The organism is Providencia sp. 6390, from assembly GCF_058148425.1.
Genome location: NZ_JBYVYL010000002.1, coordinates 270,993 through 296,099 on the forward strand (window position 1 = coordinate 270,993; position 25,107 = coordinate 296,099).

At 42.4% G+C, this 25,107-nt stretch carries 26 protein-coding genes and 1 other annotated feature; of the genes, 16 read left to right on the forward strand and 10 right to left on the reverse strand.

Annotated features, from left to right (window positions below):
- Positions 1–74: 74 nt before the first annotated feature.
- Entirely contained in the window at positions 75–1,442 is a 1,368-nt protein-coding gene (locus AC3Z9T_RS06425) for an L-serine ammonia-lyase (protein ID WP_490125381.1), read from the forward strand.
- Between the two features lie 88 nt (positions 1,443–1,530).
- On the opposite strand, the gene AC3Z9T_RS06430 is transcribed toward AC3Z9T_RS06425, so the two are convergent.
- Entirely contained in the window at positions 1,531–2,736 is a 1,206-nt protein-coding gene (locus AC3Z9T_RS06430) for a serine hydrolase (protein ID WP_490125382.1), read from the reverse strand.
- Between the two features lie 176 nt (positions 2,737–2,912).
- Here AC3Z9T_RS06430 and AC3Z9T_RS06435 point away from each other — a divergent pair, with 176 nt between their 5' ends.
- A complete protein-coding gene (locus tag AC3Z9T_RS06435; RefSeq protein ID WP_490125383.1) occupies positions 2,913–3,536 on the forward strand; it encodes a glutathione S-transferase family protein in 624 nt (207 codons plus the stop codon).
- 48 nt (positions 3,537–3,584) lie between these two features.
- Here the strand turns inward: AC3Z9T_RS06435 and AC3Z9T_RS06440 are convergent, their stop codons facing one another.
- Positions 3,585–4,412, reverse strand: a complete 828-nt coding sequence (locus AC3Z9T_RS06440) for an SDR family oxidoreductase (RefSeq protein WP_490125384.1) — start codon at positions 4,410–4,412, stop codon at positions 3,585–3,587.
- A gap of 255 nt (positions 4,413–4,667) precedes the next feature.
- Positions 4,668–4,796: a sequence feature (His leader region), on the forward strand.
- 41 nt (positions 4,797–4,837) lie between these two features.
- Here AC3Z9T_RS06440 and hisG point away from each other — a divergent pair.
- From hisG to AC3Z9T_RS06490, 10 genes are all read left to right on the forward strand, one after another.
- The gene (gene hisG, locus AC3Z9T_RS06445) at positions 4,838–5,737 is read left to right on the forward strand and encodes an ATP phosphoribosyltransferase (protein ID WP_490125385.1); all 900 of its coding nucleotides are present in this window, start codon (positions 4,838–4,840) and stop codon (positions 5,735–5,737) included.
- A 5-nt stretch (positions 5,738–5,742) separates the two neighbouring features.
- Positions 5,743–7,059, forward strand: coding sequence for a histidinol dehydrogenase (gene hisD, locus AC3Z9T_RS06450; RefSeq protein WP_490125386.1), 1,317 nt, complete (start codon positions 5,743–5,745; stop codon positions 7,057–7,059).
- A 3-nt stretch (positions 7,060–7,062) separates the two neighbouring features.
- Positions 7,063–8,133, forward strand: a complete 1,071-nt coding sequence (gene hisC, locus AC3Z9T_RS06455) for a histidinol-phosphate transaminase (RefSeq protein ID WP_490125387.1) — start codon at positions 7,063–7,065, stop codon at positions 8,131–8,133.
- A gap of 21 nt (positions 8,134–8,154) precedes the next feature.
- Entirely contained in the window at positions 8,155–9,222 is a 1,068-nt protein-coding gene (hisB, locus tag AC3Z9T_RS06460; protein ID WP_490125388.1) for a bifunctional histidinol-phosphatase/imidazoleglycerol-phosphate dehydratase HisB, read from the forward strand.
- Positions 9,222–9,815, forward strand: coding sequence for an imidazole glycerol phosphate synthase subunit HisH (gene hisH / locus AC3Z9T_RS06465; RefSeq protein WP_490125389.1), 594 nt, complete (start codon positions 9,222–9,224; stop codon positions 9,813–9,815). Before hisB ends, hisH begins: the two co-directional genes overlap by 1 nt.
- 5 nt (positions 9,816–9,820) lie before the next feature.
- Positions 9,821–10,558, forward strand: coding sequence for a 1-(5-phosphoribosyl)-5-[(5-phosphoribosylamino)methylideneamino]imidazole-4-carboxamide isomerase (hisA, locus tag AC3Z9T_RS06470; RefSeq protein WP_490125390.1), 738 nt, complete (start codon positions 9,821–9,823; stop codon positions 10,556–10,558).
- Positions 10,540–11,316 carry an imidazole glycerol phosphate synthase subunit HisF gene (gene hisF / locus AC3Z9T_RS06475; protein ID WP_490125391.1) on the forward strand — a complete coding sequence of 259 codons (777 nt, stop codon included), beginning with the start codon at positions 10,540–10,542 and terminating at the stop codon, positions 11,314–11,316. The genes hisA and hisF overlap by 19 nt, the downstream gene beginning before the upstream one ends.
- The gene (hisIE, locus tag AC3Z9T_RS06480) at positions 11,310–11,921 is read left to right on the forward strand and encodes a bifunctional phosphoribosyl-AMP cyclohydrolase/phosphoribosyl-ATP diphosphatase HisIE (RefSeq protein ID WP_490125392.1); all 612 of its coding nucleotides are present in this window, start codon (positions 11,310–11,312) and stop codon (positions 11,919–11,921) included. Before hisF ends, hisIE begins: the two co-directional genes overlap by 7 nt.
- 115 nt (positions 11,922–12,036) lie before the next feature.
- Positions 12,037–12,531, forward strand: coding sequence for a YbaK/prolyl-tRNA synthetase associated domain-containing protein (locus tag AC3Z9T_RS06485; RefSeq protein WP_490125393.1), 495 nt, complete (start codon positions 12,037–12,039; stop codon positions 12,529–12,531).
- 96 nt (positions 12,532–12,627) lie between these two features.
- Positions 12,628–12,870, forward strand: a complete 243-nt coding sequence (locus tag AC3Z9T_RS06490) for a CsbD family protein (protein WP_490125394.1) — start codon at positions 12,628–12,630, stop codon at positions 12,868–12,870.
- 49 nt (positions 12,871–12,919) lie between these two features.
- Here the strand turns inward: AC3Z9T_RS06490 and AC3Z9T_RS06495 are convergent, their stop codons facing one another.
- Positions 12,920–13,543, reverse strand: coding sequence for a CatB-related O-acetyltransferase (locus AC3Z9T_RS06495; RefSeq protein WP_490125395.1), 624 nt, complete (start codon positions 13,541–13,543; stop codon positions 12,920–12,922).
- Between the two features lie 298 nt (positions 13,544–13,841).
- On the opposite strand from AC3Z9T_RS06495, the gene AC3Z9T_RS06500 reads away from it, so the two are divergent.
- Positions 13,842–14,024 (forward strand): type II toxin-antitoxin system HicA family toxin, encoded by a 183-nt coding sequence (locus AC3Z9T_RS06500; RefSeq protein WP_490125396.1) that lies wholly within the window; start codon positions 13,842–13,844, stop codon positions 14,022–14,024.
- Between the two features lie 24 nt (positions 14,025–14,048).
- Positions 14,049–14,486 (forward strand): type II toxin-antitoxin system HicB family antitoxin, encoded by a 438-nt coding sequence (locus tag AC3Z9T_RS06505; RefSeq protein ID WP_490125397.1) that lies wholly within the window; start codon positions 14,049–14,051, stop codon positions 14,484–14,486.
- A gap of 40 nt (positions 14,487–14,526) precedes the next feature.
- Here the strand turns inward: AC3Z9T_RS06505 and AC3Z9T_RS06510 are convergent, their stop codons facing one another.
- Both AC3Z9T_RS06510 and gndA read right to left on the reverse strand, forming a co-directional pair.
- Positions 14,527–15,705 (reverse strand): multidrug effflux MFS transporter, encoded by a 1,179-nt coding sequence (locus AC3Z9T_RS06510; RefSeq protein ID WP_490125398.1) that lies wholly within the window; start codon positions 15,703–15,705, stop codon positions 14,527–14,529.
- 113 nt (positions 15,706–15,818) lie between these two features.
- Positions 15,819–17,225 (reverse strand): NADP-dependent phosphogluconate dehydrogenase, encoded by a 1,407-nt coding sequence (gene gndA / locus AC3Z9T_RS06515; protein WP_490125399.1) that lies wholly within the window; start codon positions 17,223–17,225, stop codon positions 15,819–15,821.
- Between the two features lie 244 nt (positions 17,226–17,469).
- On the opposite strand from gndA, the gene AC3Z9T_RS06520 reads away from it, so the two are divergent.
- On the forward strand, positions 17,470–19,041 hold the full coding sequence (locus tag AC3Z9T_RS06520; protein WP_490125400.1) for a TerC family protein: 1,572 nt from the start codon (positions 17,470–17,472) through the stop codon (positions 19,039–19,041).
- Positions 19,042–19,171: 130 nt separating this feature from the next.
- Entirely contained in the window at positions 19,172–19,798 is a 627-nt protein-coding gene (locus tag AC3Z9T_RS06525; protein WP_490125401.1) for a hypothetical protein, read from the forward strand.
- A gap of 58 nt (positions 19,799–19,856) precedes the next feature.
- Here the strand turns inward: AC3Z9T_RS06525 and asmA are convergent, their stop codons facing one another.
- The 5 genes from asmA to AC3Z9T_RS06550 all read right to left on the reverse strand — a co-directional run bounded on the left by asmA (position 19,857) and on the right by AC3Z9T_RS06550 (position 24,974).
- Complete coding sequence (asmA, locus tag AC3Z9T_RS06530) at positions 19,857–21,722, reverse strand: outer membrane assembly protein AsmA (protein ID WP_490125402.1); 1,866 nt, start codon at positions 21,720–21,722, stop codon at positions 19,857–19,859.
- 101 nt (positions 21,723–21,823) lie between these two features.
- Positions 21,824–22,405: a dCTP deaminase gene (gene dcd / locus AC3Z9T_RS06535; RefSeq protein ID WP_490125553.1), complete on the reverse strand. Its 582-nt coding sequence runs from the start codon at positions 22,403–22,405 to the stop codon at positions 21,824–21,826.
- Positions 22,406–22,451: 46 nt separating this feature from the next.
- The gene (udk, locus tag AC3Z9T_RS06540) at positions 22,452–23,096 is read right to left on the reverse strand and encodes a uridine kinase (protein WP_490125403.1); all 645 of its coding nucleotides are present in this window, start codon (positions 23,094–23,096) and stop codon (positions 22,452–22,454) included.
- A 292-nt stretch (positions 23,097–23,388) separates the two neighbouring features.
- Complete coding sequence (gene htpX / locus AC3Z9T_RS06545; RefSeq protein ID WP_490125404.1) at positions 23,389–24,345, reverse strand: zinc metalloprotease HtpX; 957 nt, start codon at positions 24,343–24,345, stop codon at positions 23,389–23,391.
- Positions 24,346–24,413: 68 nt separating this feature from the next.
- Positions 24,414–24,974: a LemA family protein gene (locus AC3Z9T_RS06550; RefSeq protein WP_490125405.1), complete on the reverse strand. Its 561-nt coding sequence runs from the start codon at positions 24,972–24,974 to the stop codon at positions 24,414–24,416.
- Positions 24,975–25,107 lie beyond the last annotated feature (133 nt).

Consider the following 25,107-nt stretch of genomic DNA (forward strand, 5'->3'; position numbering starts at 1 on the left):
AAAAAGATGCCGGAGCATACGGCATTCATGCCTTAATAATTAGAATTTTATACTTTATATAGGAAGCGCTGAATATGATTAGCGTATTTGATATCTTCAAAATTGGTATCGGTCCATCCAGTTCCCACACAGTAGGACCGATGAAAGCAGGTAAACAATTCGTTGAAGACTTGATCCAACAAAACCTACTCACCTCAACCACACGCGTTGCCGTTGATGTGTATGGTTCTTTATCATTGACTGGTAAAGGCCATGCGACTGATATCGCTATTATTATGGGTCTTGCAGGTAACTTACCTGATACTGTTGATATTGATGCCATTCCCAATTTTATTCGTCATGTTGAGCAAAGCGGTAAATTACAACTGGCTCAAGGGCAGCATGAAGTTGATTTCCCAACTGAAGGCGGCATGAATTTTCATTCCACCAATTTGCCTTTGCATGAAAACGGTATGACTATCACAGCCTTTAATTCAGACAAAGCCATTTATAAGAAGACCTATTACTCTATTGGCGGTGGTTTTATTGTTGATGAAGAACATTTCGGCCAATCAGATGAACAATCAGTGCAAGTTCCTTATCCGTATAAATATGCTGCTGACTTACAAAAACATTGTAAAGAAACTGGTTTATCACTTTCCGCTCTAGTGATGCAAAACGAACTCGCACTGCATAGCAAAGAAGAAATTCATCAATATCTTGCTGATATATGGGATGTGATGAAAGCAGGTATTGAACGCGGTGTAACCACTGAAGGGCTATTACCCGGCCCATTGCGTGTACCCCGTCGTGCGGCGGCACTACGTCGCCAACTCGTTACTAGCGACAACACCAATACCGACCCAATGGCAGTAATTGATTGGATCAATATGTTTGCTTTGGCCGTTAACGAGGAAAACGCAGCGGGTGGGCGAGTCGTGACAGCACCAACCAATGGTGCCTGTGGCATTATTCCTGCTGTACTGGCTTATTATGATAAGTTTATTCGCCCTGTTAATGAAAACTCCTATACACGCTATTTCTTAGTATCTGGTGTGATTGGTTCTCTGTATAAAATGAACGCATCAATTTCAGGTGCAGAAGTTGGCTGCCAAGGTGAAGTCGGTGTGGCTTGTTCTATGGCTGCAGCGGGTCTTGCAGAATTGATGGGGGGTAGCCCTGAACAAGTCTGTGTTGCTGCGGAAATCGCTATGGAACACAACCTTGGTTTGACCTGTGACCCTGTGGGTGGGCAAGTACAGGTGCCTTGTATTGAACGCAATGCTATCGCTTCGGTTAAAGCCGTTAATGCGGCTCGGATGGCACTGCGTCGTGTGAGTGACCCACGAGTTTGCTTAGATAAAGTGATCGAAACCATGTATGAAACAGGTAAAGATATCAATGCAAAATATCGTGAAACGTCACAAGGCGGTTTAGCGATTAAAATAGCGCATTGCGAATAACGCTATATTGTTACTGGTTTTATATGCTGAATAACAGAAAGGCGCTTACCTTTACAGTAAGCGCCTTCTTTATTTTATTTATGAGTCATTAACCAAATATTGCGCTCCACCAACCACTCAGTGTTTTCACAATATAATCCCACACTCGGCCAAAGAACCCCGCTTCCTCAACGGCCTCTTTGACCACCAAGGGACGCTGCTCAACAATTTGATCATTTAGGATAAAGTTAACTGTACCCACCGCTTGGTTTTTGGCCAATGGCGCTTCAATCGACGGATTGGTTAGTGTATAGCTGACCTTCAAATTCTGTAATTGCCCTTTTGGAATGGTAACAGCGGCATCTTTTTCAACACCCAGTGCCACTTCAGATTTATCACCAAACCACACGCGTTGAGTTTGCAATGTTTGATCCGCTTTAATTGGTGTGACAGTTTCAAAGAAACGGAACCCCCACGTGAGTAGCTTCTCACTTTCAGAGAAACGCACCCGATCACTTGGCGCACCCAGTACCACGGAGATCAAACGCATTGGACCATCAGTAGCTGACGCCACTAAGTTATGCCCAGCACCACTGGTATGCCCCGTTTTTACACCGTCGACATTCAGGTTTTGGCTCCATAACAAGCGGTTACGGTTGGGCTGGCGGATCTTATTAAACGTAAATTCTTTCTCTTTATGTAACGCATACTCTTCTGGCACATCGCGGATCATCGCTTGAGCAAGAACAGCCATATCACGAGCTGTACTGTATTGCCCTTCAGAATCTAGTCCATGCACCGTTTTAAAATGTGTGTTTGTCAGCCCTAATTGCTTCACATATTGATTCATTAAACTAACAAATGTATCTTGGCTACCCGCAACATGATCAGCAAGTGCAATACTGGCATCATTACCTGATTGGATCACAATACCTTTATTCAAATCTAATACTGAAACGCGGTCTTTAGGCTTCAGAAACATCAGTGAAGAGCCTTTCAATACAGGATTTCCTGTTGCCCATGCATCAACACCGACTGTGACCATATCCTGTGGCGTGATCTTCCCAGCCTTAATCGCTTGCCCTACCACATAACTGGTCATCATTTTAGTTAAGCTAGCAGGATCTAAACGCTCATCTGGGTTTCCTGATGCCAATATTTTGCCGCTATCGTAGTCCATCAACACATAAGCTTTTGCATCAATCTGTGGAGCAACCGGCGCTTCTGCTGCGTAACTATAACTACTTATCGCAACCAAAAGGCCCAATCCTGTTCCTAGATAGCGTGCCTTTAATGTGAATACTTTTCTGTCCATCGGTTACTCCTTTACAAATACCAAAACGGTTAATTCATTATTAATATAGGACTTTTTACCCAATTTAACCACTGAGGGCAAATAAAGATTGTTGCTATGATACGATTTCATCTATCTTATTTAAGGTACATATGATTTGAATATAAATAATGAAACATAAAATAATGAGGCAAATTATGTTAACTGTATGGGGCCGTAAAAATTCTTCAAACGTCAAAAAAGTTCTTTGGTGCCTTGAAGAGTTGAATGTTGCTTATAACCAAAAAGATGTGGGAGGCCCGTTTGGTGGGCTTGATACACCTGAATATAAAAAAATGAATCCAAACAGCACCATTCCAACTTTACAGGATGATGACTTTACCCTGTGGGAATCCAATGCCATTTTACGTTACCTTACGGAAAAGTTTGATCAGTCTCACTTATTAGTCGCACAAGACATTCAAGAGAAAGCCGCAGCAGATAAATGGTTGGATTGGGGTTGTGGTAGTTTATTCGACAATATCAAACAAATGATGAATAAAATTGTACGGGTTCCTGTTGCTGACCGCGATCCGGAAGCAGCCCGTGTGATTTATCAAAACATTGAAAAGCTTCTGACCATAGCCGATGAAGCACTCGCCAATCAGCCTTACTTTAATGGTCAAAATTTTGGTATTGCTGATATCGCGATCGCACCACTTTTCTACCCATGGCATGAAATTGTCACCGAACGCCCTGAATTTCCACATTTAGAGCGCTGGTTTAGCCAACTAAAATCACGTCCTGCATTTCAAAAAATTGTTCTGATCCCTTTGAAATAACGAGAGCTTGTTGATCTTTGAATATTCATCAACAAAGGTAGACAAACTCTAAACACTCATCGGCATCTGCATTGGGTTTGGATATTGATATTCAAACCCGAGTTCTTGGCAAATACGGTTACCGTTGATCACCTTCCCGCCAATAATCTCCGCCTCGTCAATAAATTCAGGTAACTCTAAATTCAATGATTGAGATGCTTGGCAGTAAAAATGATGGCGTTGAGGGTGCTCTGGAGCACAAAGGTTATAAATATGACCGCCTTGAGGCTGCTTAAGCAATAATTGAATTGCAGCTATCACATCATCTTGATGAACAATATTCACTGGTTGTGCTGCGCCTTTAAGAGACTTTTTACCTGCAAGAAAACGCCCCGCATGACGACTTTCTCCCACTAACCCCGCCAAACGCAGAATATCGACAGAAATATTGGGTAATGCATGCAACCAATTTTCCACATCAATTAATGCTTGGGCAGATGCTGTGTCTGCTTGCCTTTCACTCGACTCATCAATTTCACCGACTGCTTCACCATACACAGACGTCGATGAAGTAAAAATCACGCGAGGAATATGAAACGTGATCGCGGTATCAACTAATAAGCTAATGGCTTCAACATAGCGAGCCACATTCACTTTTGACGGTGGCAATAAAATCACTAGCGCTTGCGAGTTCTCCATGAGTTGCTGTAAATCATCAGGCTCACAGACTAATTCAGGCTCTAATTGCAAGGGGTAACAATCAATGCCAATTGCCCGTGCCGCAGCAACACCATCAGAGGTTGTTTTCGTACCTGATACTTCAATACCATCGTCTAACAAAGCTCTAGCAAGAGGTAATCCTAACCAACCCAATCCAATAATTGTGACCTTTTTCATTTATTTGCCGACTCCATTGATTACATTTATCTGCAACTAGATTAGCCGAAAACCTTTTAACTTCCGAATCTATTATTTTTGCAATTATTCACTACAAAACTAACTACCACCAACAATTATTGATTATTTTGAAAAAAAGGGTTGCATTGTGATCGCGAAATCGGATAGGTTGTTACCTAGTGAATGTTTAAGCAACTGATAAAAACTAACAACCTAAGTAACGGAAGCTAATATGAATCGTATTTCTCGCAACCATCATCATCACCATCATCCTGATTAGTCTTTTGGGCGATGTGTGCTGGAAGACGATCAACGACTCTTCCGGTGGCTGAAATGCGAAATAAAGAAAACCCTCGGAAGATAAACTTCCGAGGGTTTTTTTATTATTAATCAAAAAATTATTACAGAATAAGCAGGGTAAAATTATGTTAGACAAATCACGATTAAGAATTGCCATCCAAAAGTCAGGTCGTCTGAGTGATGATTCGAGAGAGCTGCTAGCTCGTTGTGGTATCAAAATTAATTTACAACAACAACGACTGATTGCTTATGCAGAAAATATGCCTATTGATTTACTTCGTGTGCGCGATGATGACATCCCAGGGCTGGTGATGGATGGCGTAGTTGATTTAGGGATCATCGGTGAAAACGTATTAGAAGAAGAACTATTAAGCCGCCTAGCACAAGGTGATACTCCTTCCTATAAAACACTGCGCCGCCTTGATTTTGGTGCCTGCCGCCTTTCATTAGCTGCACCACTCGATTTCAATTATACAGGGGCTGAATGTTTAAATGGTTCACGTATCGCAACATCCTACCCACACTTATTAAAACGTTACTTTGATGAAAAAGGCATTCAATTTAAATCTTGCTTGCTCAATGGTTCTGTCGAAGTTGCTCCTCGCGCAGGTCTTGCTGATGCTATTTGTGATCTTGTATCAACGGGGGCGACACTAGAAGCCAATGGCCTAAAAGAAGTGGAAGTCATCTACCGTTCTAAAGCCTGCTTAATCCAACGCGATGGTGAAATGTCGGCTGATAAACAGCAATTAATTAATCGCATGATGACACGTATTCAAGGTGTGATCCAAGCACGTGAATCAAAATACATTATGTTGCACGCGCCAAGTGAGCGTTTAGAAGAAATCATTGCTTTACTGCCAGGTGCAGAGCGCCCAACATTGCTGCCATTAGCGGGCGATCAAAACCGTGTTGCTATGCACATGGTCAGTAGCGAAACGCTGTTCTGGGAAACCATGGAAAAACTTAAAGCGTTAGGGGCAAGCTCCATTTTAGTCCTGCCAATTGAAAAAATGATGGAGTAAGCGGCATGAAAATGGGATTTAACCAACCAATTCGCTGGTCTGACTGTAACGCTGACGAACAAAAAGCACTACTGACCCGCCCTGCGATTGCCGCGTCAGATAATATTGAAAGCGCGGTGAAACAAATTATTGAGCAGGTTAAAACGGATGGTGATAACGCTTTAATCGAGTTGAGCCAACGCTTCGATAAAACGACAATTTCATCTATTCGTGTTGCTGCCAATGCTGTCGAACAGGCCGAAGCTCGCCTCGGTGATGACATCAAAATCGCGATGAAAACCGCAATTGGTAATATTCGCCGTTTTCATGAAGCACAGAAGCCTGCTGTCATTCGTGTAGAAACGCAATCAGGTGTCATTTGCCAACAAGTTACACGGCCAATTGATGCGGTCGGTTTATATATCCCTGGTGGCTCGGCGCCATTGCTTTCAACTGTCATGATGCTGGGTACCCCTGCAAATATTGCCGGCTGTCGACAAATTATTTTGTGCTCGCCACCGCCAATTGCTGATGAAATATTGTATGCAGCAAAACTGTGTGGGATCAGCGATATTTTTCAGGTCGGTGGCGCGCAAGCCATTGCCGCCATGGCATTTGGTACTAACAGCATTCCTGCGGTTGATAAAATTTTTGGCCCAGGCAACGCTTATGTTACAGAAGCCAAACGTCAAGTCAGCCAAAGTCATGAAGGCGCAGCGATTGACATGCCTGCGGGGCCATCAGAAGTTCTCGTGATTGCCGATCGCCAAGCAAACCCTGCATTCACCGCCTCTGACTTGCTATCGCAAGCCGAACACGGCCCTGATTCACAAGTTATTTTATTAACCGATAGTGCCGAGTTCGCACAACGCGTTATTGACGAAACCGAGAGACAACTTGCAGAGCTTTCGCGCGCAGAGATTGCCAGAGCCGCACTAAGTGCCAGCCGTGTAATTATTGCTGATTCGATTGAACAATGCGTTGCCATTAGCAACCGTTATGGCCCTGAACACTTGATATTACAAACCCGTAATGCAGATGACTTAGTTGATCTCATTAGCAGCGCAGGCTCAGTATTTGTGGGTGATTGGTCACCTGAATCTGCGGGTGACTATGCTTCAGGCACTAACCATGTGTTGCCGACGTACGGTTATACATCGACATATTCAAGCCTTGGGCTTGCGGATTTTATGAAGCGGATGACCGTCCAAAAGCTTTCGCCGCAAGGGCTGTTAGGGCTAGCCACAACAATTGAAACATTAGCGCAGGCAGAAAGTTTGACTGCCCACAAAAACGCTGTGACCTTACGCGTCACCGAACTACAAAAACAAAATCAGGAGTGAGTCATGAGCGAAATGTTTAAAGCAGCGAGCCTTGCGCGTACTAATGTTAAAGAAATGACGCCCTATATGTCCGCTCGCCGTTTAGGTGGTAATGGTGATGTTTGGCTCAATGCCAACGAATACCCAACGGCACCCGACTTTCAGTTTAATGAACGCAATCTAAACCGCTATCCTGAATGCCAACCAAGCAGTGTCATTCTTAATTATGCGGCTTATGCAGGTGTTTCACCTGAAGAAGTGTTAGTTTGCCGTGGTGCTGATGAATCTATCGAGCTATTGATCCGTGCATTTTGTGAGCCGGGTAAAGATGCCGTTATGTTCTGCCCTCCAACTTATGGCATGTACAGCGTAAGTGCAGAAACATTTGGCGTTGAACAGAAAAAAATCCCTGCAATGCCTGATTGGTCACTCAATATCGATGCTATTCGTGACAATTTGCAAAATACAAAATTGATTTATATTTGCAGCCCAAATAACCCAACCGGCAACATCATCGATAATAAAGATCTTGCTCAGGTCCTTGAGATGGCGGCTGGGCGTGCGCTGGTTGTCGTTGATGAAGCCTATATTGAATTTTGCCCGCAATACAGTGTGGCCGGCTGGATAGCCAACTACCCTAACCTTGTGGTACTCAGAACATTATCAAAAGCCTTCGCTTTAGCTGGGCTACGCTGTGGTTTCACCTTAGCATCTGCTGATGTGATTGAAATTCTGCTAAAAGTGATTGCACCGTACCCATTATCAACCCCTGTTGCCATGATAGCCGCGGAAGCACTCAGTATGGAAGGCATTGCAACCATGAAACATCGTGTTGCCACCATCACAGATAACCGTATCGCCCTCTCAGAAGCACTCAGTGAATTACCTATCGTCGAAAAGGTTTATCCAAGTGAAACTAACTATGTTTTAGTGCGTTTTACTGATGGTAATAAGGTGTTTAAATCCCTCTGGGATCAAGGCATTATTTTACGTGATCAAAGTAAACAATTGGGGTTAACCAACTGTTTGCGCATCACTATCGGCACTGAAATTGAAAATGTTCGTGTCATCGAAGCTATCGAAGCTCTTTGCTAAATCTGAAAATAGGAAATATTCATGAGCCAAAAAATACTTTTTATTGACCGTGATGGGACATTAATCACTGAACCCCCTACTGATTTTCAGGTTGATAGCCTCAGTAAATTAGCATTTGAAAAAGCAGTGATCCCAAGCTTGCTTGCGTTACAAAAAGCCAATTACCGATTAGTAATGGTCACCAATCAAGACGGGCTTGGTACTGATAGCTTCCCAACCGCTGATTTCGAGCCACCACATAACTTAATGATGCAAGTTTTCGAATCCCAAGGCATCACCTTTGACGAAGTACTGATTTGTCCTCACAAGCCCGCTGATAACTGTGAATGTCGTAAACCAAAACTTGGACTCGTTAAAAATTACCTGACCGAAGGCCAACTTGATCTTGCGAATAGCTATGTGATCGGCGACCGTGAAACCGATATCCAACTGGCTGAAAATATGGGTATCAAAGGATTGCGCTATAACGCTGAGTCGCTTGATTGGACCGCGATTACCGATCAATTAACTAAACGTGACCGTCACGCACAAGTTGAGCGAGTCACCAAAGAAACCAATATTAATGTTGAAGTTTGGCTAGACCGAGAAGGTGGCAGCAAAATCAACACAGGGGTTGGCTTCTTTGATCATATGCTAGATCAAATTGCGACTCACGGTGGCTTCCGACTCAATGTCGAAGTTAGCGGTGACTTATTTATCGATGATCATCACACCGTAGAAGATACAGGTTTAGCACTCGGTGAAGCGCTACGTATTGCATTAGGTGATAAACGAGGTATCGCCCGCTTTGGATTCGTTCTGCCAATGGATGAGTGCCAAGCTCGTTGTGCGCTGGATATTTCAGGCCGCCCACACCTTGAATATAAAGCTGAATTCAAATATCAGCGTGTTGGTGATCTCAGCACAGAAATGATTGAGCACTTTTTCAGCTCTCTTTCCTATGCCATGGGATGTACCCTCCACCTGAAAACGAAAGGCAAAAACGATCACCACAAAGCGGAAAGCCTATTTAAAGTCTTTGGTCGTACATTACGCCAAGCTATCCGAGTGGAAGGTGACACGTTACCGAGTTCGAAAGGGGTTCTGTAATGAACGTTGTGATCTTAGATACAGGTTGTGCCAACTTATCATCGGTGGCTTATGCGGTAAAACGCTTAGGCTACAACCCACAAATTAGCCGTGATACCAATACTATCCTACAGGCTGATAAGGTCTTTCTACCGGGGGTTGGTACAGCTAGCGCTGCAATGGAACAACTTCATCAACGTGAACTCGTTCCTTTAATCAAAGCACTTACACAACCTGTTTTAGGCATCTGTTTAGGTATGCAATTAATGGGCAGTGTCAGTGAAGAGGGTAAAGAGCCGATACCATTATTAGGTTTGATTGATAGCCCCGTACAAAAAATGGATGCTAACGGCTTACCCGTTCCACACAGTGGTTGGAATCAAGTCAAACCACTCGCGGGTCACCCATTATTTAAAGGGATTAGCGATAATGCGTATTTTTACTTTGTGCACAGCTATTCAATGCCAATTTCCAATCAAACCATTGCACAAACCCAATACGGTAATCCATTTAGCAGTGCGGTAAATAAGGATAATTTTTATGGCGTTCAATTTCACCCAGAACGCTCCGGAGCCGCAGGCTCTCGCCTGATCCAAAACTTTTTGGAGATGTAATCGAGATGATCATTCCAGCTTTAGACTTAATTGATGGCAACGTTGTTCGCTTACATCAAGGTGATTACGCCAAGCAAACTGCTTATGGCAACGACCCGCTTCCTCGTTTACAGCAATATGAGCAAGAAGGCGCAAAATTACTCCATCTAGTTGACCTAACAGGCGCTAAAGATCCACAAAAACGTCAAATTGCCTTGTTAAAAAAACTGCTAGCGGGGGTTTCTGTTCCGGTACAAGTGGGCGGTGGTATTCGTAGCGAAGAAGATGTCAAAGCGCTGTTGGAAGCCGGTGCAACCCGTGTTGTGATCGGCTCAACCGCCGTGACACAGCCTGAGTTAGTCAAAACGTGGTTCGAACGCTATGGTGGTGAAGCGATTGTATTAGCGCTCGATGTGCGTATTAATCAGCAAGGCGTAAAAGAAATTGCGATCAGTGGTTGGCAAGAAAACTCCAACTTATCTTTAGAACAAGCGATTGAAATGTATCAACCTTATGGCTTGAAGCATGTTTTATGTACCGATATTTCTAAAGATGGTACTTTAACGGGTTCTAATGTCAGCTTATACGAAGAAATCAGCCAAAAATACCCTGATATTGCCTTGCAAGCTTCAGGTGGTATTGGTTCCTTAGCGGATATTGCTGCGATCCCTTCATCGGGAGCTGCGGGGGTGATCGTCGGTCGCGCACTACTTGAAGGCAAATTTACCGTTGCGGAGGCAATCGAATGTTGGCAAAACGCATAATTCCTTGTTTGGATGTTCGTGATGGGCAAGTCGTCAAAGGTGTTCAATTTCGCAACCATGAAATTATTGGTGATATCGTTCCGCTGGCGCAACGTTACGCTCAAGAAGGCGCGGACGAGCTGGTTTTTTACGATATCACGGCGTCATCGGATGGCCGAGTAGTGGATAAAAGTTGGGTATCAAGAGTCGCTGAAGTGATTGATATCCCATTTTGTGTTGCGGGTGGAATAAAAAGTGTTGAAGATGCCGCACAAATATTGTCCTTTGGCGCAGACAAAATTTCCATTAACTCCCCTGCACTGTCAGATCCAACACTCATTAGCCGCCTAGCTGATCGCTTCGGTGTACAATGCATTGTTGTTGGTATCGATACTTGGTTTGATCAAGAAACCAATGATTATCTGGTATATCAATTCACTGGCGATGAAAAACGCACAACACAGACACGTTGGAAAACGCTGGATTGGGTTACTGAAGTACAGCAACGTGGAGCGGGTGAAATCGTGTTAAATATGATGAACCAAGACGGTGTACGCCAAGGTTACGATCTAGTACAACTGAAAAAAGTTCGTGAAGTTTGCCAAGTCCCCTTAATTGCTTCAGGTGGTGCTGGTGAGATGGTGCATTTCCTTGATGCCTTTGCTGACGCAGCTGTTGATGGTGCACTCGCCGCATCAGTGTTTCACAAGCAAATTATCAATATTGGTGAATTAAAGCAGTACCTTGCAGAAAATGGAGTTCAAATTAGAGTATGTTAACCAAACAACAATGTGACCAACTCGCTTGGCAAAAAGTGGATGGGCTGATGCCTGTGGTGGTGCAGCACGCAACATCGGGTGATGTGCTGATGCTTGGCTATATGAACCCTGAAGCCTTACAAACCACCCTAGACAGTGGCAAAGTCACCTTTTATTCACGAACCAAGCAACGCTTATGGACAAAAGGTGAAACATCAGGGAATTTCCTTAATTTAGTGGATATTTACCCTGATTGTGACAGCGATACTTTGTTAGCCTTAGTGCAGCCAATCGGCCCAACTTGCCATAATGGAACTGAGAGCTGCTTTGCTCCCGCACAAACGGATTGGGGTTTCTTGTTTGAGCTAGAAACATTATTAAAATCACGCAAAACCGCTGATCCTGAAAGCTCCTACACTGCGCGTTTATATGCAAGCGGAACCAAACGTATAGCGCAAAAGGTCGGTGAAGAAGGCGTTGAAACAGCCCTAGCAGCAACGGTAAATGATCGTGCCGAGTTGACCAATGAAGCCGCTGATTTGATGTATCATTTGCTGGTGCTACTGCAAGATCAAGACCTCGACTTATCGACTATTATTAACCGTTTGAAAGAACGTCATCAGTGATAGCTATAGCAGCCTGCTTTTTGGGCTGCTACACCCCTTCCAACCGAACCAAGTTGTATATAACCTCTGACTTGCTATCATTCCATCAGATTGATTTAAAAGAAAAGAGAGCACCATGTCAGAAAACACCATTTTTAGCCAATTAACCCAACTGCTTGATCAACATAATGCCAGATACCGTGTTATGGAGCATTCAACCGCAGGAAAATCAGAAGAAGTTGCCAAAATTCGCGGAACCCAATTAGGGCAAGGAGCAAAAGGACTGGTTTGTCACGTCAAAGGCAACGGTATTCGTCAACATGTACTTGCTATCTTACCTGCTGATAAACAAGCCGATTTAAGTAAAATTGCCCATGCAATGGGGGGAACACGCGCATCACTCGCTAGCCCAAAAGAAGTGGATGAACTGACACACTGTGTGTTCGGTGCAATCCCGCCATTTAGCTTTCATCCATCGCTAAAGCTGATCGCCGATCCTTTATTGTTTGAGCGTTTTGATGAGCTCGCGTTTAATGCAGGTACACTTGAACGCTCAATTATTTTGAATACTGAAGACTATCAGAATATTGCAAATCCAACTCTTATTGAATTTATACGTCTTGAAGAGTGAACGTAAAGGTTGCTCAGTTTAAGTAAAATGCACGCGAGATATTGCTGAGGCTGCTACACTTAATAATGACAACTGTTGACTATTAAGGAGAATATAATGAGTTTATTCGACAAAGCAGAAAACAAAGCCAGAGAAGCCGCAGGTGCAGCGGAACAAACTTATGGTGAAGCAACAGGCTCCACTGAACATCAAATTAAGGGCTCAATACGCAAATGCGCAGCCCAAGGCTGCGACACCTTAAGTAGCGCGGTAGATACGGTCAAAAGTAACCCGCTCGCTGCAGCTACCGTTGCTGCGGGTATTGGCTTTGTCTTTGGCTACTTAGTCGGTAAAAAATAGTTTTAAATAAGATAAAGGGAATGATGCACTATCATTCCCTGTGAATGACTTAAAACATGGCTAATGCTGTTTTTAATGCCGTGATATCTGAACTACACAAATAAGGCTTCAAGGCAGTAAATTTCTCTTCTGGCCAATCATAGATTTTCATCTCAAGCAGTTCAGCAATAATCTCAGCCGAAAAGCGTTGACCAATAGGTTTTGCAGGGTTACCGCCTACAATCGTGTATGGTTCTACATCTTTGACCACCACGCTATTGGCTGCAATCACCGCACCTTCACCAATATGAACACCTGGCATGATCATGGCTCGCATACCAATCCAAGCACCATCGCCTATAATCGTATTGCCTTTGCCGATATAAGCATCTTCAATGTGTTCAACAAAAGGATATAAGCAAAACCAATCGATTCGATGAGTGTGATTGCCTCCCATCAAAATCACCGCTTCGCCCGCAATGCAGACATAATCGCCGATATACAGCTGATCGACATCCCAAGCTAACTGCCAATCACGGCTACCCTCATCTCCTGCAAGATAACGAACAACCGACTGCTCAAAGCCATTGTCCCAACAGTCGCTGTAATAGCTATGATGCCCTTTAATATGAATGTTCGGGTTCTGTACAACTTCATGAAGTAATTGGTATTTTGACCAATGTTTTTGATTCATGGTAACAATCCTGATTGTATAATAGTTATTACCATAGAACGCTGCCTATGGTGATGTATTCGCGCTCAAAAACACATCACCGTTAGCCACTCGTGGCTGTTTTAATAGCGGGTTTATCATTTTGTCGTCATACCTTAAACCAACATACTGTTACCCCAAGTATAACTTGCTGCCTCTTATTATCAATAAATCATAAACTACGCTTATTTTTTGTTTGTTGGCTCACGGATCGAATACGCCAAGGCATATTTTATTGTGTGTATATTTGTGTATAATGATTTGTAGGTTAGGAGGATCTATGAAATCAACTGACCTAGTAAAGGAGTTAATAGCTGCGGGCTGTGAGTTAAAACGGCACAACGGAGGAAGTCATCAAATATGGTGGTCTCCAATAACAGGTAAAACATTTCCTGTTCCGCATCCCAAAAAAAGCTTGCCAATCGGCACTGTTAAGTCCATTAAGAAAACGGCGGGGATCTGATCCCCGCCACCTACGGAGGTGAATATGTTTTTTTCAGTGGGTGTAGAAATACCACAAGATGAAAACACGGCATTTGGTATGGTTGTTCCTGCATTTGAAGCCTATGGTTATGGCTGCTTTTCAGCAGCGGATAGCCAAAAAGAGATCCCATCGATAGTACGTGAGGCCATTCTATTGACTGTCGAAGATATGGTTATTAATGGGAAAGCTTTGGTGGAACAAATAGAAGATGCAGGATATTTAACCTATTCAGCCAACCCTGACTACTCAGATTTTACTAGCTGGTTTGTCATTGATATTGATTTGTCTGACTTTGAGGGAAAACAGCAAAGGATCAATATTGCATTACCAGACACATTGATAAAAAGAATTGATATTCAGGTCAAAGGGCATCCATCAAAATACCGTGATCGTAGCCACTTTCTAGCTCAAGCCGCACGACATGAGTTGGTAGCAGAGTAATTTGCTGTACGCGGGGAACGATACCGTTCCCCTAACTCAATTAGTTATTAGCTAATTTTAAACTGGTATTCCTTGCTTTTAGCGCAATCACACAACCTAATAGCATCAAAACCGCCAATGCCCATTTTGCAGGTAGCATTGAATAAATCGCTAGCAAACTTAATGCAGCTCCCACCGCCATTTGAATAAAGCCGACTAATGCAGAAGCGGTTCCTGCTTCCTTTTCAAAAGGTTCTAAAGCATAACTGGTTGCCGTTCCCATCATAAATGCAAGGCCAGTGCAGGCACAAGCGACAGGTAAAATATAGGCTAGCCAGTGATTTTGTAGTGAAGCAGGCAATAAGGTTAAACCGAATAATAACCCTAAGCACCCCAGCCCCATAAAAATACTGCCTGCTTTTAAGCAGTTTGGGCGACCAATCTTAGGAATGAAATAATTCGCTACATAACTGGCAAACATGATCCAAAAACCATTTGCGCCAAATGCTAAAGAAAACTGTAATGGTGTGAGACCTGAATCCCCCATTAATACTACGGGAGAAAAGGAAACATAGGTCAATACCATCCCCATACTGCCTGCATTGACTAACGCAAATATCAGGAAGTTTTTATGGCGTAAGATATGCAGGTAATGATTCAGTTGCAGTTTTTTAACGTCTTTTAAACTTTCAGGGCGGGTTTCAGGTAAAAATGCCACTACCAATACTAAAATAAGTAACGCGTATAGCGCTAAGAACCAAAAAGGTGCTCGCCATCCCCAATATTCAGCAAGAAATCCACCCAAAAGTGGTGCTAACGCTGGAACAATATTCAATGTACCGTTTAAGAAACCGAATGCACGAGCCGCTTCAGTGCCATTTAATCGGTCACGTACGCCACTAAAGGCCACCACACCAGTACAACAAACAGCAACGCCTTGTAGTACCCTTGCAGCAATAAAAATCTCTGCCGTCGTTGATAACGCAGCAACAGATGAGCCAATGATATAAATTAAAATACCAATTACTGCGATAGGTTTACGACCATAACGATCAATCAATGGCCCTGAAATTAACTGTCCTAACCCAAAAATTAAAATAAACAGTGCAATGGTTGATTGGATCAGTGACTCAGGAGACCCTAATGCGATGGCAATCGCAGGGATTGTCGGTAAGTATAGATCAATCGCTAGCGGACTAAGCAGTACCAGCAACAATAAGAGAACAAGAAATTTCCGCATAGGCATCTACAAAAAATAATTTAAGTGTATTTTAACTACCTATAAATAGAGGGTGCTGTATTAATTAACAGCACCCTCTATCACTGTTTAATATCACAGTAATACTTTAAATATTACTCCATCCACTCAGTGTGGAATACGCCATCTTTATCGGTGCGCTTATAAGTGTGAGCACCAAAGTAGTCACGCTGTGCTTGGATCAAGTTAGCAGGCAATACCGCCGCACGATAGCTATCATAGTAAGAAATCGCCGCAGAGAACGTCGGTGTTGGGATCCCATTTTGCACGCCATAGCACACCACATCACGCAGAGCTTGCTGATATTCATCAGCGATTTGCTTGAAGTAAGGCGCTAACAACAGGTTCGCAATTTGCGCATTGTCGTTGTAAGCATCAGTGATTTTTTGCAGGAACTGAGCACGAATGATACAGCCTGCACGGAAGATTTTAGCAATCTCACCGTAGTTTAGATCCCAATTGTATTCATCTGATGCCGCTTTCAGCTGTTGGAAGCCTTGTGCGTAAGAAACAATTTTACCTAAGTACAGAGCGCGACGAACCTTCTCAATAAATTGTTTTTTATCGCCTTCAACAGGTTTCAACACTGGGCCAGTGAGTACTTTAGATGCCGCAACGCGTTGGTCTTTCAGGAAAGAGATATAACGTGCGAATACAGATTCAGTGATCAGGGTCACTGGGATACCTAAATCCAATGAACTTTGGCTAGTCCATTTACCTGTACCTTTGTTTGCTGCTTCATCTAAAATCACATCAACCAAATATTTTCCATCTTCATCTTTTTTCTTGAAGATGTCAGCGGTGATTTCGATCAGGTAGCTACTCAGCTCACCTTGGTTCCAATCAGCAAAAATTTCTGCCAATTCTTCATTGCTGAGGTTTAAAGAGCCTTTCAGTAATGAATAAGCTTCTGCGATCAGCTGCATATCGCCGTATTCGATACCATTGTGAACCATTTTCACATAGTGGCCTGCGCCATCTGGACCGATATAGGTTACGCAAGGCTCGCCTTCCGCTTTTGCAGCAATTTCTTTCAAAATTGGCGCGACTAGCTCGTAAGCTTCTTTTTGACCACCCGGCATGATAGATGGGCCTTTCAGAGCGCCTTCTTCACCACCAGAAACACCGGTACCAATAAAATTGAAGCCTTGTTCAGACAATTCACGGTTACGACGAATAGTATCTTTGTACAGCGTGTTGCCGCCATCAATCAGGATATCACCTTTGTCTAAATGCGGAGTCAATGCAGCAATCGTTTTATCCGTTGCTTCACCCGCTTTCACCATCAACAGGATACGGCGTGGTTTTTCCAGAGAGTCGACAAACTCTTCAATTGTGTAGCTGGGAACTAATTTTTTCCCTGGATTTTCGGCAATAACTTCATCCGTTTTATCTTTTGAACGGTTGAAAATAGAGACTGAATAACCACGGCTTTCAATATTCAGCGCTAAGTTGCGCCCCATGACAGCCATACCGACAACGCCAATCTGTTGCTTTGACATGAAAAACTCCTGTCTGATTAAGACCTACGCCAACAATCTTATTGCTGACAATTCTGTTAACAGGATCACATGTTAACTCAGGTTTGTTCCTCTGGGTAGTTATTGATGCAATCGTTGGCGCAAACGAAACATAATTTGTAGATTATCGTCTCTTCAGCGTGAATTCTTATTGAAATTTGCGACAACAAACCGCATTATTCACCAGTCGGTATAAGCCGTCATATTAGAAGGTAAAACAAACTGTATGGAATGGATCGCAGATCCTTCGATTTGGGCGGGGCTTGCCACCCTAATCGTTCTAGAAATCGTTCTTGGTATTGATAACCTCGTTTTTATCGCCATTTTGGCCGATAAGCTACCGCAAAAGCTGCGTGATCGCGCCCGCGTAACGGGTCTGATGCTTGCACTGATTATGCGTGTCATCTTGTTATTTAGCTTGTCTTGGCTCATCACGCTCACCAAGCCATTAATTACACTCTTTGATCACCCATTTAGCGCCCGAGATCTTATCATGCTAGTCGGGGGGCTATTCTTGCTGTTTAAAGCCACAATGGAGTTAAACGAACGGCTAGAGGGTGCGGACGAACACACCAATACCCAACGAAAAACATCGAATTTCTGGGCTGTGGTTGCACAAATCATTGTCCTAGATGCGGTATTCTCTCTTGATTCCGTTATTACTGCTGTCGGTATGGTTGACCATATAGGTGTTATGGTTGCAGCTGTCACCATCGCAATGGCTCTAATGATTTGGGCAAGTAAGCCGTTAACTAGCTTTGTAAACAATCACCCGACCATCGTTATATTGTGTCTTAGCTTCTTACTGATGATCGGCTTTAGCTTGGTGGCTGAAGGTTTCGGTTACGCTATACCGAAAGGCTACCTGTACGCAGCAATTGGTTTCTCAATTATGATTGAGGTACTGAACCAATTTGCCCAGTTCAATCGCCGTAAATTCTTAAAAGGCAGCCGCCCACTACGTGAACGTACCGCTGAAGCAGTATTGCGTATTTTGAGTGGTAAACATGAAAGTGCCGAGTTGGATGCACGTACTTCAAGCTTAATTGCTGACAACCAATCTGTATTTGATCCGCAAGAGCGCCAAATGATTGCCCGTGTTTTAGGGATGGCGCAGCGTAACGTTGAAAGTATCATGACCTCTCGTCACGATGTGGAATATTTAGACATCAATAAATCTGCTAGTGATTTATTGCAATTAATGGAAAAAAATCCGCATTCACGTTTTGTGGTGATTGATGAAACGATCAGTGATGAACCTGTTGGTGTCGTTCATATCCTTGATTTGGTTAAGCAGCAGCTAAGCGGAAAACCATTGAACTTACGTGCACTGATTTCACAGCCACTGATCTTCCCTGAAGGCTTATCACTGCTAAAAGCCCTTGAACAGTTCCGTAAGGCACAAACTCACTTTGCGTTTGTGGTTGATGAGTTTGGTACCGTTGAAGGTGTGGTGACATTGACCGACGTAATGGAAACTATCGCAGGTAACCTACCTGAGGGCTCGGAAGACAACGACTCACGCCACGATATTCAAAAATTGGAAGATGGCAATTGGGTTGCTAATGGCTTTATGCCATTAGAAGACCTTATTTTGTTTGTGCCAATTCACTTAGAAGACAAACGTGAGTATGAAACGATTGCGGGCCTATTGATGGAACACCTTCAGCGTATCCCTGAAGAAGGTGAAAAAATTGAAATCAATGGCTGTATTTTCCAAGCGTTGGAAGTCAATAGCCACCGTATTAGCAAAGTACTGATTATTCCACCCAAAAGACATACTGACGATGAAGAATAATCATTGTTGATGATGTACTCATAACATACACAATACCGGTCAATTGGCCGGTATTTTTTTGCTGTTTTATTGGTCGATTTGTATTTATTGATAAAATATTCAGCCAATATTGATAAGCTGAAGGCGTTTTTTGAAAGAGTTTATTATTGGGATATTCAATAATTTGGGCAACTTAATAATGTTATTCGAGGTTAGAATGGTTCAGTCAGTCAATAATTCCCAATTAAATAAAGTCAATTCGTTGCAATATGCACAAAACACAGCTAAGAACTCAGGTATCACTGGAGGCATAAAAAGTGCATCAAATAGCTCTTCATCAAATCCAGTAATAAGTCAGCAAAATACTAACAAAGTTGACAGTGGAATATTTAAGCTTAAAGAATTAAAAGGAATAGAAAAAGATGTCAACTCTATTTTAAAAAGTATGAGCAGCTTGCTAAATAGTATAAATAATGAACATGGGGCTATAGATGGGGAAAAAAATGAAAATCAGTTTAAACAGCTGTCAGCTCAATTAAATGATTTACAAGAAAAAACATCCAATTATAAAAAAAGATTAGATGATGTAGGTTACAAAAGCGACTCTAAAAAACGAGAAACCCTTACAAAATTTGAACAAAAATTAAATAGCGCAGACGGCGTTAAAAATAAGATTGAAGCCAAAAAAGGTTATCAAGATAACCAAGCTATAAAAGAAGCAGCTAAAAAAGTAGATGCTAACAGACCTCAATATCAACACGCACCTAACGTACTCTAATAAGCTTATGCAAATAAATGGCATCTTGTGCTGATGATGCCATTTATTAATGAAAAGCTTACAACGCATTCAATAAATCACTGAGCCCTTGTTTCTCTTCTTTTTTCAAGAAATTACCAATGGCTTCTTTAGCCTGACTTCTTAGCTCATTACGCAGCAGTTTTTCAACATTCAGTTGATATTGCAGATTATTCCATCCGCCATAAATACGTAACGGAATGGTCATCGCTTGCAATTGTTGGATAAAGCGTGAATCGCCCCCCCACCCCTTAGTAATTTGTACACCTAAGTTAACATCTAAGCTTTCCGCTGGCACATTAGCCCAACCTTGGCCTGAAATTGAAATCAACGGTGAAGTCGCTTGCATCGAAGCAATATTAATAATGCCTTTATTTAAGCGGCCATTAACCGTAAATAATTCTACTTCGGTATAATTACCGGTATTCACAGGAGCATTAATTTTATTAGTCACTCGTGAAATCGATTGTTGGATCAATAATGGAATATTCAGACCCGCTAAGCGTGCATTACGCAGGCTAAAATTAACGGGGCCTTGCCATAAGTTCTTCACCGCATGGTCATCATAGCCCGGCCCAGACAAATCGGCGTTAATAGTGACAATACCGCTCAGTTTCTCAGGCATATTAAAGGCTTTTAATAACGGCGTGAGATCGATATTTTGAATATTCGGTTTAGCTGTTAATTGTGCAGGAACATTAGCATAATCAATAGTGACAGGAAGTGAGAACTGCCCACCAAACGCCTTACCTTCAAGCTGTGAAATCACTAGTTGTGGTGCTTGATTTTGTGCTGCAAATTTGACGGCATTGACCGCCATTCCGCGGTACACCAAATTATCGATATTCAAGTTAATATTGGCAGTAAATGATTTCAAATTCGATAAATCATATTTTTTCACTTGTTTGCCAGATATAACGGGTTTCACACCAACTCGTGCGGGGTTCTCTGTTTCATTCGTTGCATTAGTGTTAGTGCTGCTATTCGTATTATCTTGTGCATGCGGAGCACCTAGCAGCTTATCAAGGTTCAATGTGGTTGAGGAAAGCTGCACATTGACATCAGGAATATTTCCCAACTTGGCATCAATTTTACCTGTTAGTTCGCTATCATTCGCTTTGATCACAATATTACTTAAACTGGCTGCGGCAATATCATCTTTAATATAGGCAAAGTCAGCGGTAAATTGCCCCGTAATACCACCTTCAGGCAAATCAACACCCGTAAAAGTATAATCAAATTGGCTTAATTGTCCGCTAATTTGATGCGATAGCTGCGAAAGATCTAACTCAGCTTGTGCATCAAAGCGCAACTCTTGCTGGTTCTTATTTAAGTTACCACTAAATTTAGCTTTAATTTTACGCTCATCACCTTTTTTTAGTGAGAGATCAATATTGCGTAAATTGTATTCGTCGTTTTTAGTTTTCCAAATCACCAAGCTATTCGATACTTCAACTTGATTAATATCGAGCAACCATTGGCTTTTTTCTGTGGAGGTTGGTGTACGTTGATGCCCTTCAGGCGCTATTGGCGAGTTAGCATTGATTTGCGGTTCACTTTCAGGGGTTTGGCGAATAACAGCGCCGTCTAAAACGATTTGTTCAACGGATAAGCGATGAGAAAGCAAAGGCCATAGTTCCACATCAAGGCGCATATTCTCCGCACTTAAAACAGGTTGGCTGGCATTTGGTGCAGTTACCGAGACAGGGCCAGTAATAATGCTGAGTGTCGGCCAAACATGCCAACGCATATCACCTTTGAAATCGAGCTGATAGCCGCTCTTTTTCTCCACTTTTTCGACCAAATATTGCCTGAAGTCATTTGGATTAACGAGCATCACTAACGCGGTTAGCCCTACTACAACCACAACCAATAAAATGACCAGTGTCGTCAGAAACCGTTTCATTCTTCCCTCGCTTAAATTATGTCTGCTACGCCAAAAAAGGCCTGTCCCTGCAATTTACGGATTTACGATAAGTATATATATAGTAAATCCGTCATACATCTTTAGTCTTCGCTAATGCGACTACCTACCGCCCCTTGCTGATTTTTATATTTAGCATCTTGTCGGCTATTATAAGGGCGATCTGCACTACCTGATAATGGCTCAAAGCTTAACGCTCCGATCACCATACCCGGACGCAGGGCTAATGGCAATTTACCTGAGTTATAGAACTCTAGCACAATTTGCCCACACCAACCGGGATCAATTCTATGCGCTGTGACATGCACCATTAAACCTAACCGTGCTAATGATGAACGCCCATCCAACCACCCAACCACGTTATCAGGCAGGGTAACGGACTCAAGAGTGACTGCAAGTGCCAATTCGCCTGGGTGAAGGAAAAATGGCTCATCATCTTTAAGAATAATTTCATCACTCATCACGCGATCTAATGCCGCGTTAACTTCATCTTTTGGGCCACTTAAGTCAATAAACGCAGCGGTATGCCCTCGGAAAACACGAAACTGATTTCCCAGGCACACATCAGCAGTAGCGCCATTGATCCTTTCAATTGGTGGGCGTGGGTTGATGACTAATTTTCCTTCATCCAACCATTGAATAATATCGCGGTCACAGAGACGCATGACGGTATCCCCCTTCTTCATTTTTCATCGCCTTAAAGCCTCTGGGCTAGTCTTGGCAAAATTCGCCGATTTTCGCTTTTAAGATATCAATGGCAACGCGGTTCTTACCACCGCGTGGAACAATAATATCGGCGTATTGCTTAGACGGCTCAATAAATTGTAAGAACATAGGACGAACAGTTTTATTATATTGTTCAATAACTGAGTCTAATGTTCTACCTCTCTCATTTACATCACGTTTTATCCGGCGCATCAAGCAAATATCGAGCGGAGTATCCACAAAAATTGAAAAGTCCATCTCTTCACGCAAGCGTTTATCAGTTAACAACAAGATCCCTTCGATAATAATCACTTTTTTAGGTCTGAAGTGGATAGTGGTGTCTTTACGGGTATGAGCGACATAGTCATATTGGGGAATTTCAACGGATTGGCCGTTTTTTAGAGCTTTGAGGTGTTGATAGAGCAGACTGTGATCCATTGAATTTGGGTGGTCGTAATTCACTTTTAACCGTTCTTCCATGGGGATATCAGTTTGGTCTTTATAATAACAATCTTCTGGTATAACACCGATATTGTGATCACCGACCTTTTCCCTGAGTTCCCGATATAGGGTACTCGCGATAAGGCTTTTTCCGGATGCAGAAGCTCCCGATATACCTACAATGGTACAGTGATGCGCTATGTCAGTCATAAAATGGTAACCTGGTTAAATGAAAATCTGAAATGAAATGCATAACTTCATAAAGTTACGGTTGCCGAATTATAGAAGCTAATGGCGCAGGGTTCCAGCGCCACAAAGCAAACAAGCTAAAAAAAACGCCAGATATCAACAAAAATTCACTTAAGAGGTATGTATACTCTAAATAATTCGAGGTGCAGCTAGGCGACAAATGAGCGAGTCGCAAGGAGCATAGATGACTATGTGACTGGCGCGAGTGAGTGTAGTCAACAACGCTGCAACTTGAAGTATGACGAGTATATATTTAAAACTTCTTACGTCCTTCTAATGCCGCAATACGATTTTCAATTGAAGGATGCGTTGAAAATACCGAATCCCCTTTATTAAAAATATAAGCGGCACTACGATAAGCATCACCAGTACTGGAATGGTCATACTCTGTTTTTTCATGTTTCCCTGAAATCTTTCTCAGTGCACTGATCATCGCTTGGTTATCTGTGGTTAAATCAACCGCCGCCGCATCTGCCATATATTCGCGGGTTCGTGAAAGGTAAAAATAAAGAATTTGCGTGATCCACGGCAACACAAAATTGAGCGCTAATAAAATAATTTGCGCCTTATTTGAGGCACTATTGCGGCTCCGCCCAGCAGTACGAATAAATAACTGGCTAAATATATTAGTGATAGTGAGAATGACATTCGCCAAAATTCCCACATACAGGGTCAACTTAGAATCACCATGAATAATATGACCGACTTCATGTGCCATAACGGCTTGGACTTCTTGGCGATTCAACGTCTCTAATAAGCCACGAGTGACACCGACTAATGCATTTTTTGATGTCCAACCGGCAGCAAAAGCATTTGGCTCATCACTTTCTAAAATATATAAACGGGGAACATAGCGTAAAGTAGCACTTAAACTGAGTTCTTCTAATATATTACATAGCTGCCTTTCTTCAGGGGTGCTAGCATTTTCAGCAGTAATTTCTTTTGCATTCATACCCGCTAACATCATTTTATGACCACGATAATGAATATAAATTAGCCCTAAAAAGGTGAGCCCTAAAATAATTAAAGTCGCCACGGGTAGTTGTTGAAAAGTGACAAACATCAGTAGATTATCAAAAAAACCAATTCGCTCATCAGGGTGTGTTGCAGTATCTGCCAATAAACCAACAATAAGCATGATAAAAATATAGCTAATCACCACCAAACGGGTACGAATATTGTTTTTGCGTATGACGTCTCTAAAATCCATAAAATTCCCTGTATGACTAGCTCGCTTAGGGCAATATACCCTAAGCGACATATCAATAACGACGATATTTAATCAAAATTAATGCGGCGAGACTCTTCGCTTTTAATCGTTTCTTCATCAAGACGCCAATAATCTTTATCGATTTTTAGGCTAGGAATAATACCAACAATAAATACCGCTGGCATGGAGGCAATATAAGCTTTATAGGCTTCTAATGCACGGTTATAGCCACGCTTTGCAAATGAAAGTTTGTTTTCTGTTGAAACAATCTCTTCTTGCAGGTTCGCCATAATCGCATCAGATTTCAGCTCAGGGTAAGCTTCCACCGCAACGTTAATTGCTCCACTGCTCACCATTTTAGACAATGCATCTTCTGCTTCACGTGCCTGTGCACCTGTTGCGGTTTGTGCTTGTGTTCTCAGCTCAGTAATTTTGCTGAAAACTTCAGATTCGTGGCTTAAATACTTTTTGACCGTTGCCAGCAAACTATCAAATACTTTTCCGCGGCGATCTAATTGTACTGAAATCTCCGTTTCACTTGAGATAACAGCCTCACGCATTGCGACAATACGGTTATAAAAGTAAATAACAATCAGTACTAATACGACAATCAAAATTAAAAATTTCATAGTCACCTTTTAGGCTTCCGCCAAAAATAAAATCGAATACGCAACACTGGTATCGAGCTATTCTACGCTATCACAGTAAAATAACGAAACAAGCAGACGATAAATAAGAAAAGGCTGAAGAAAAAAGAATTTG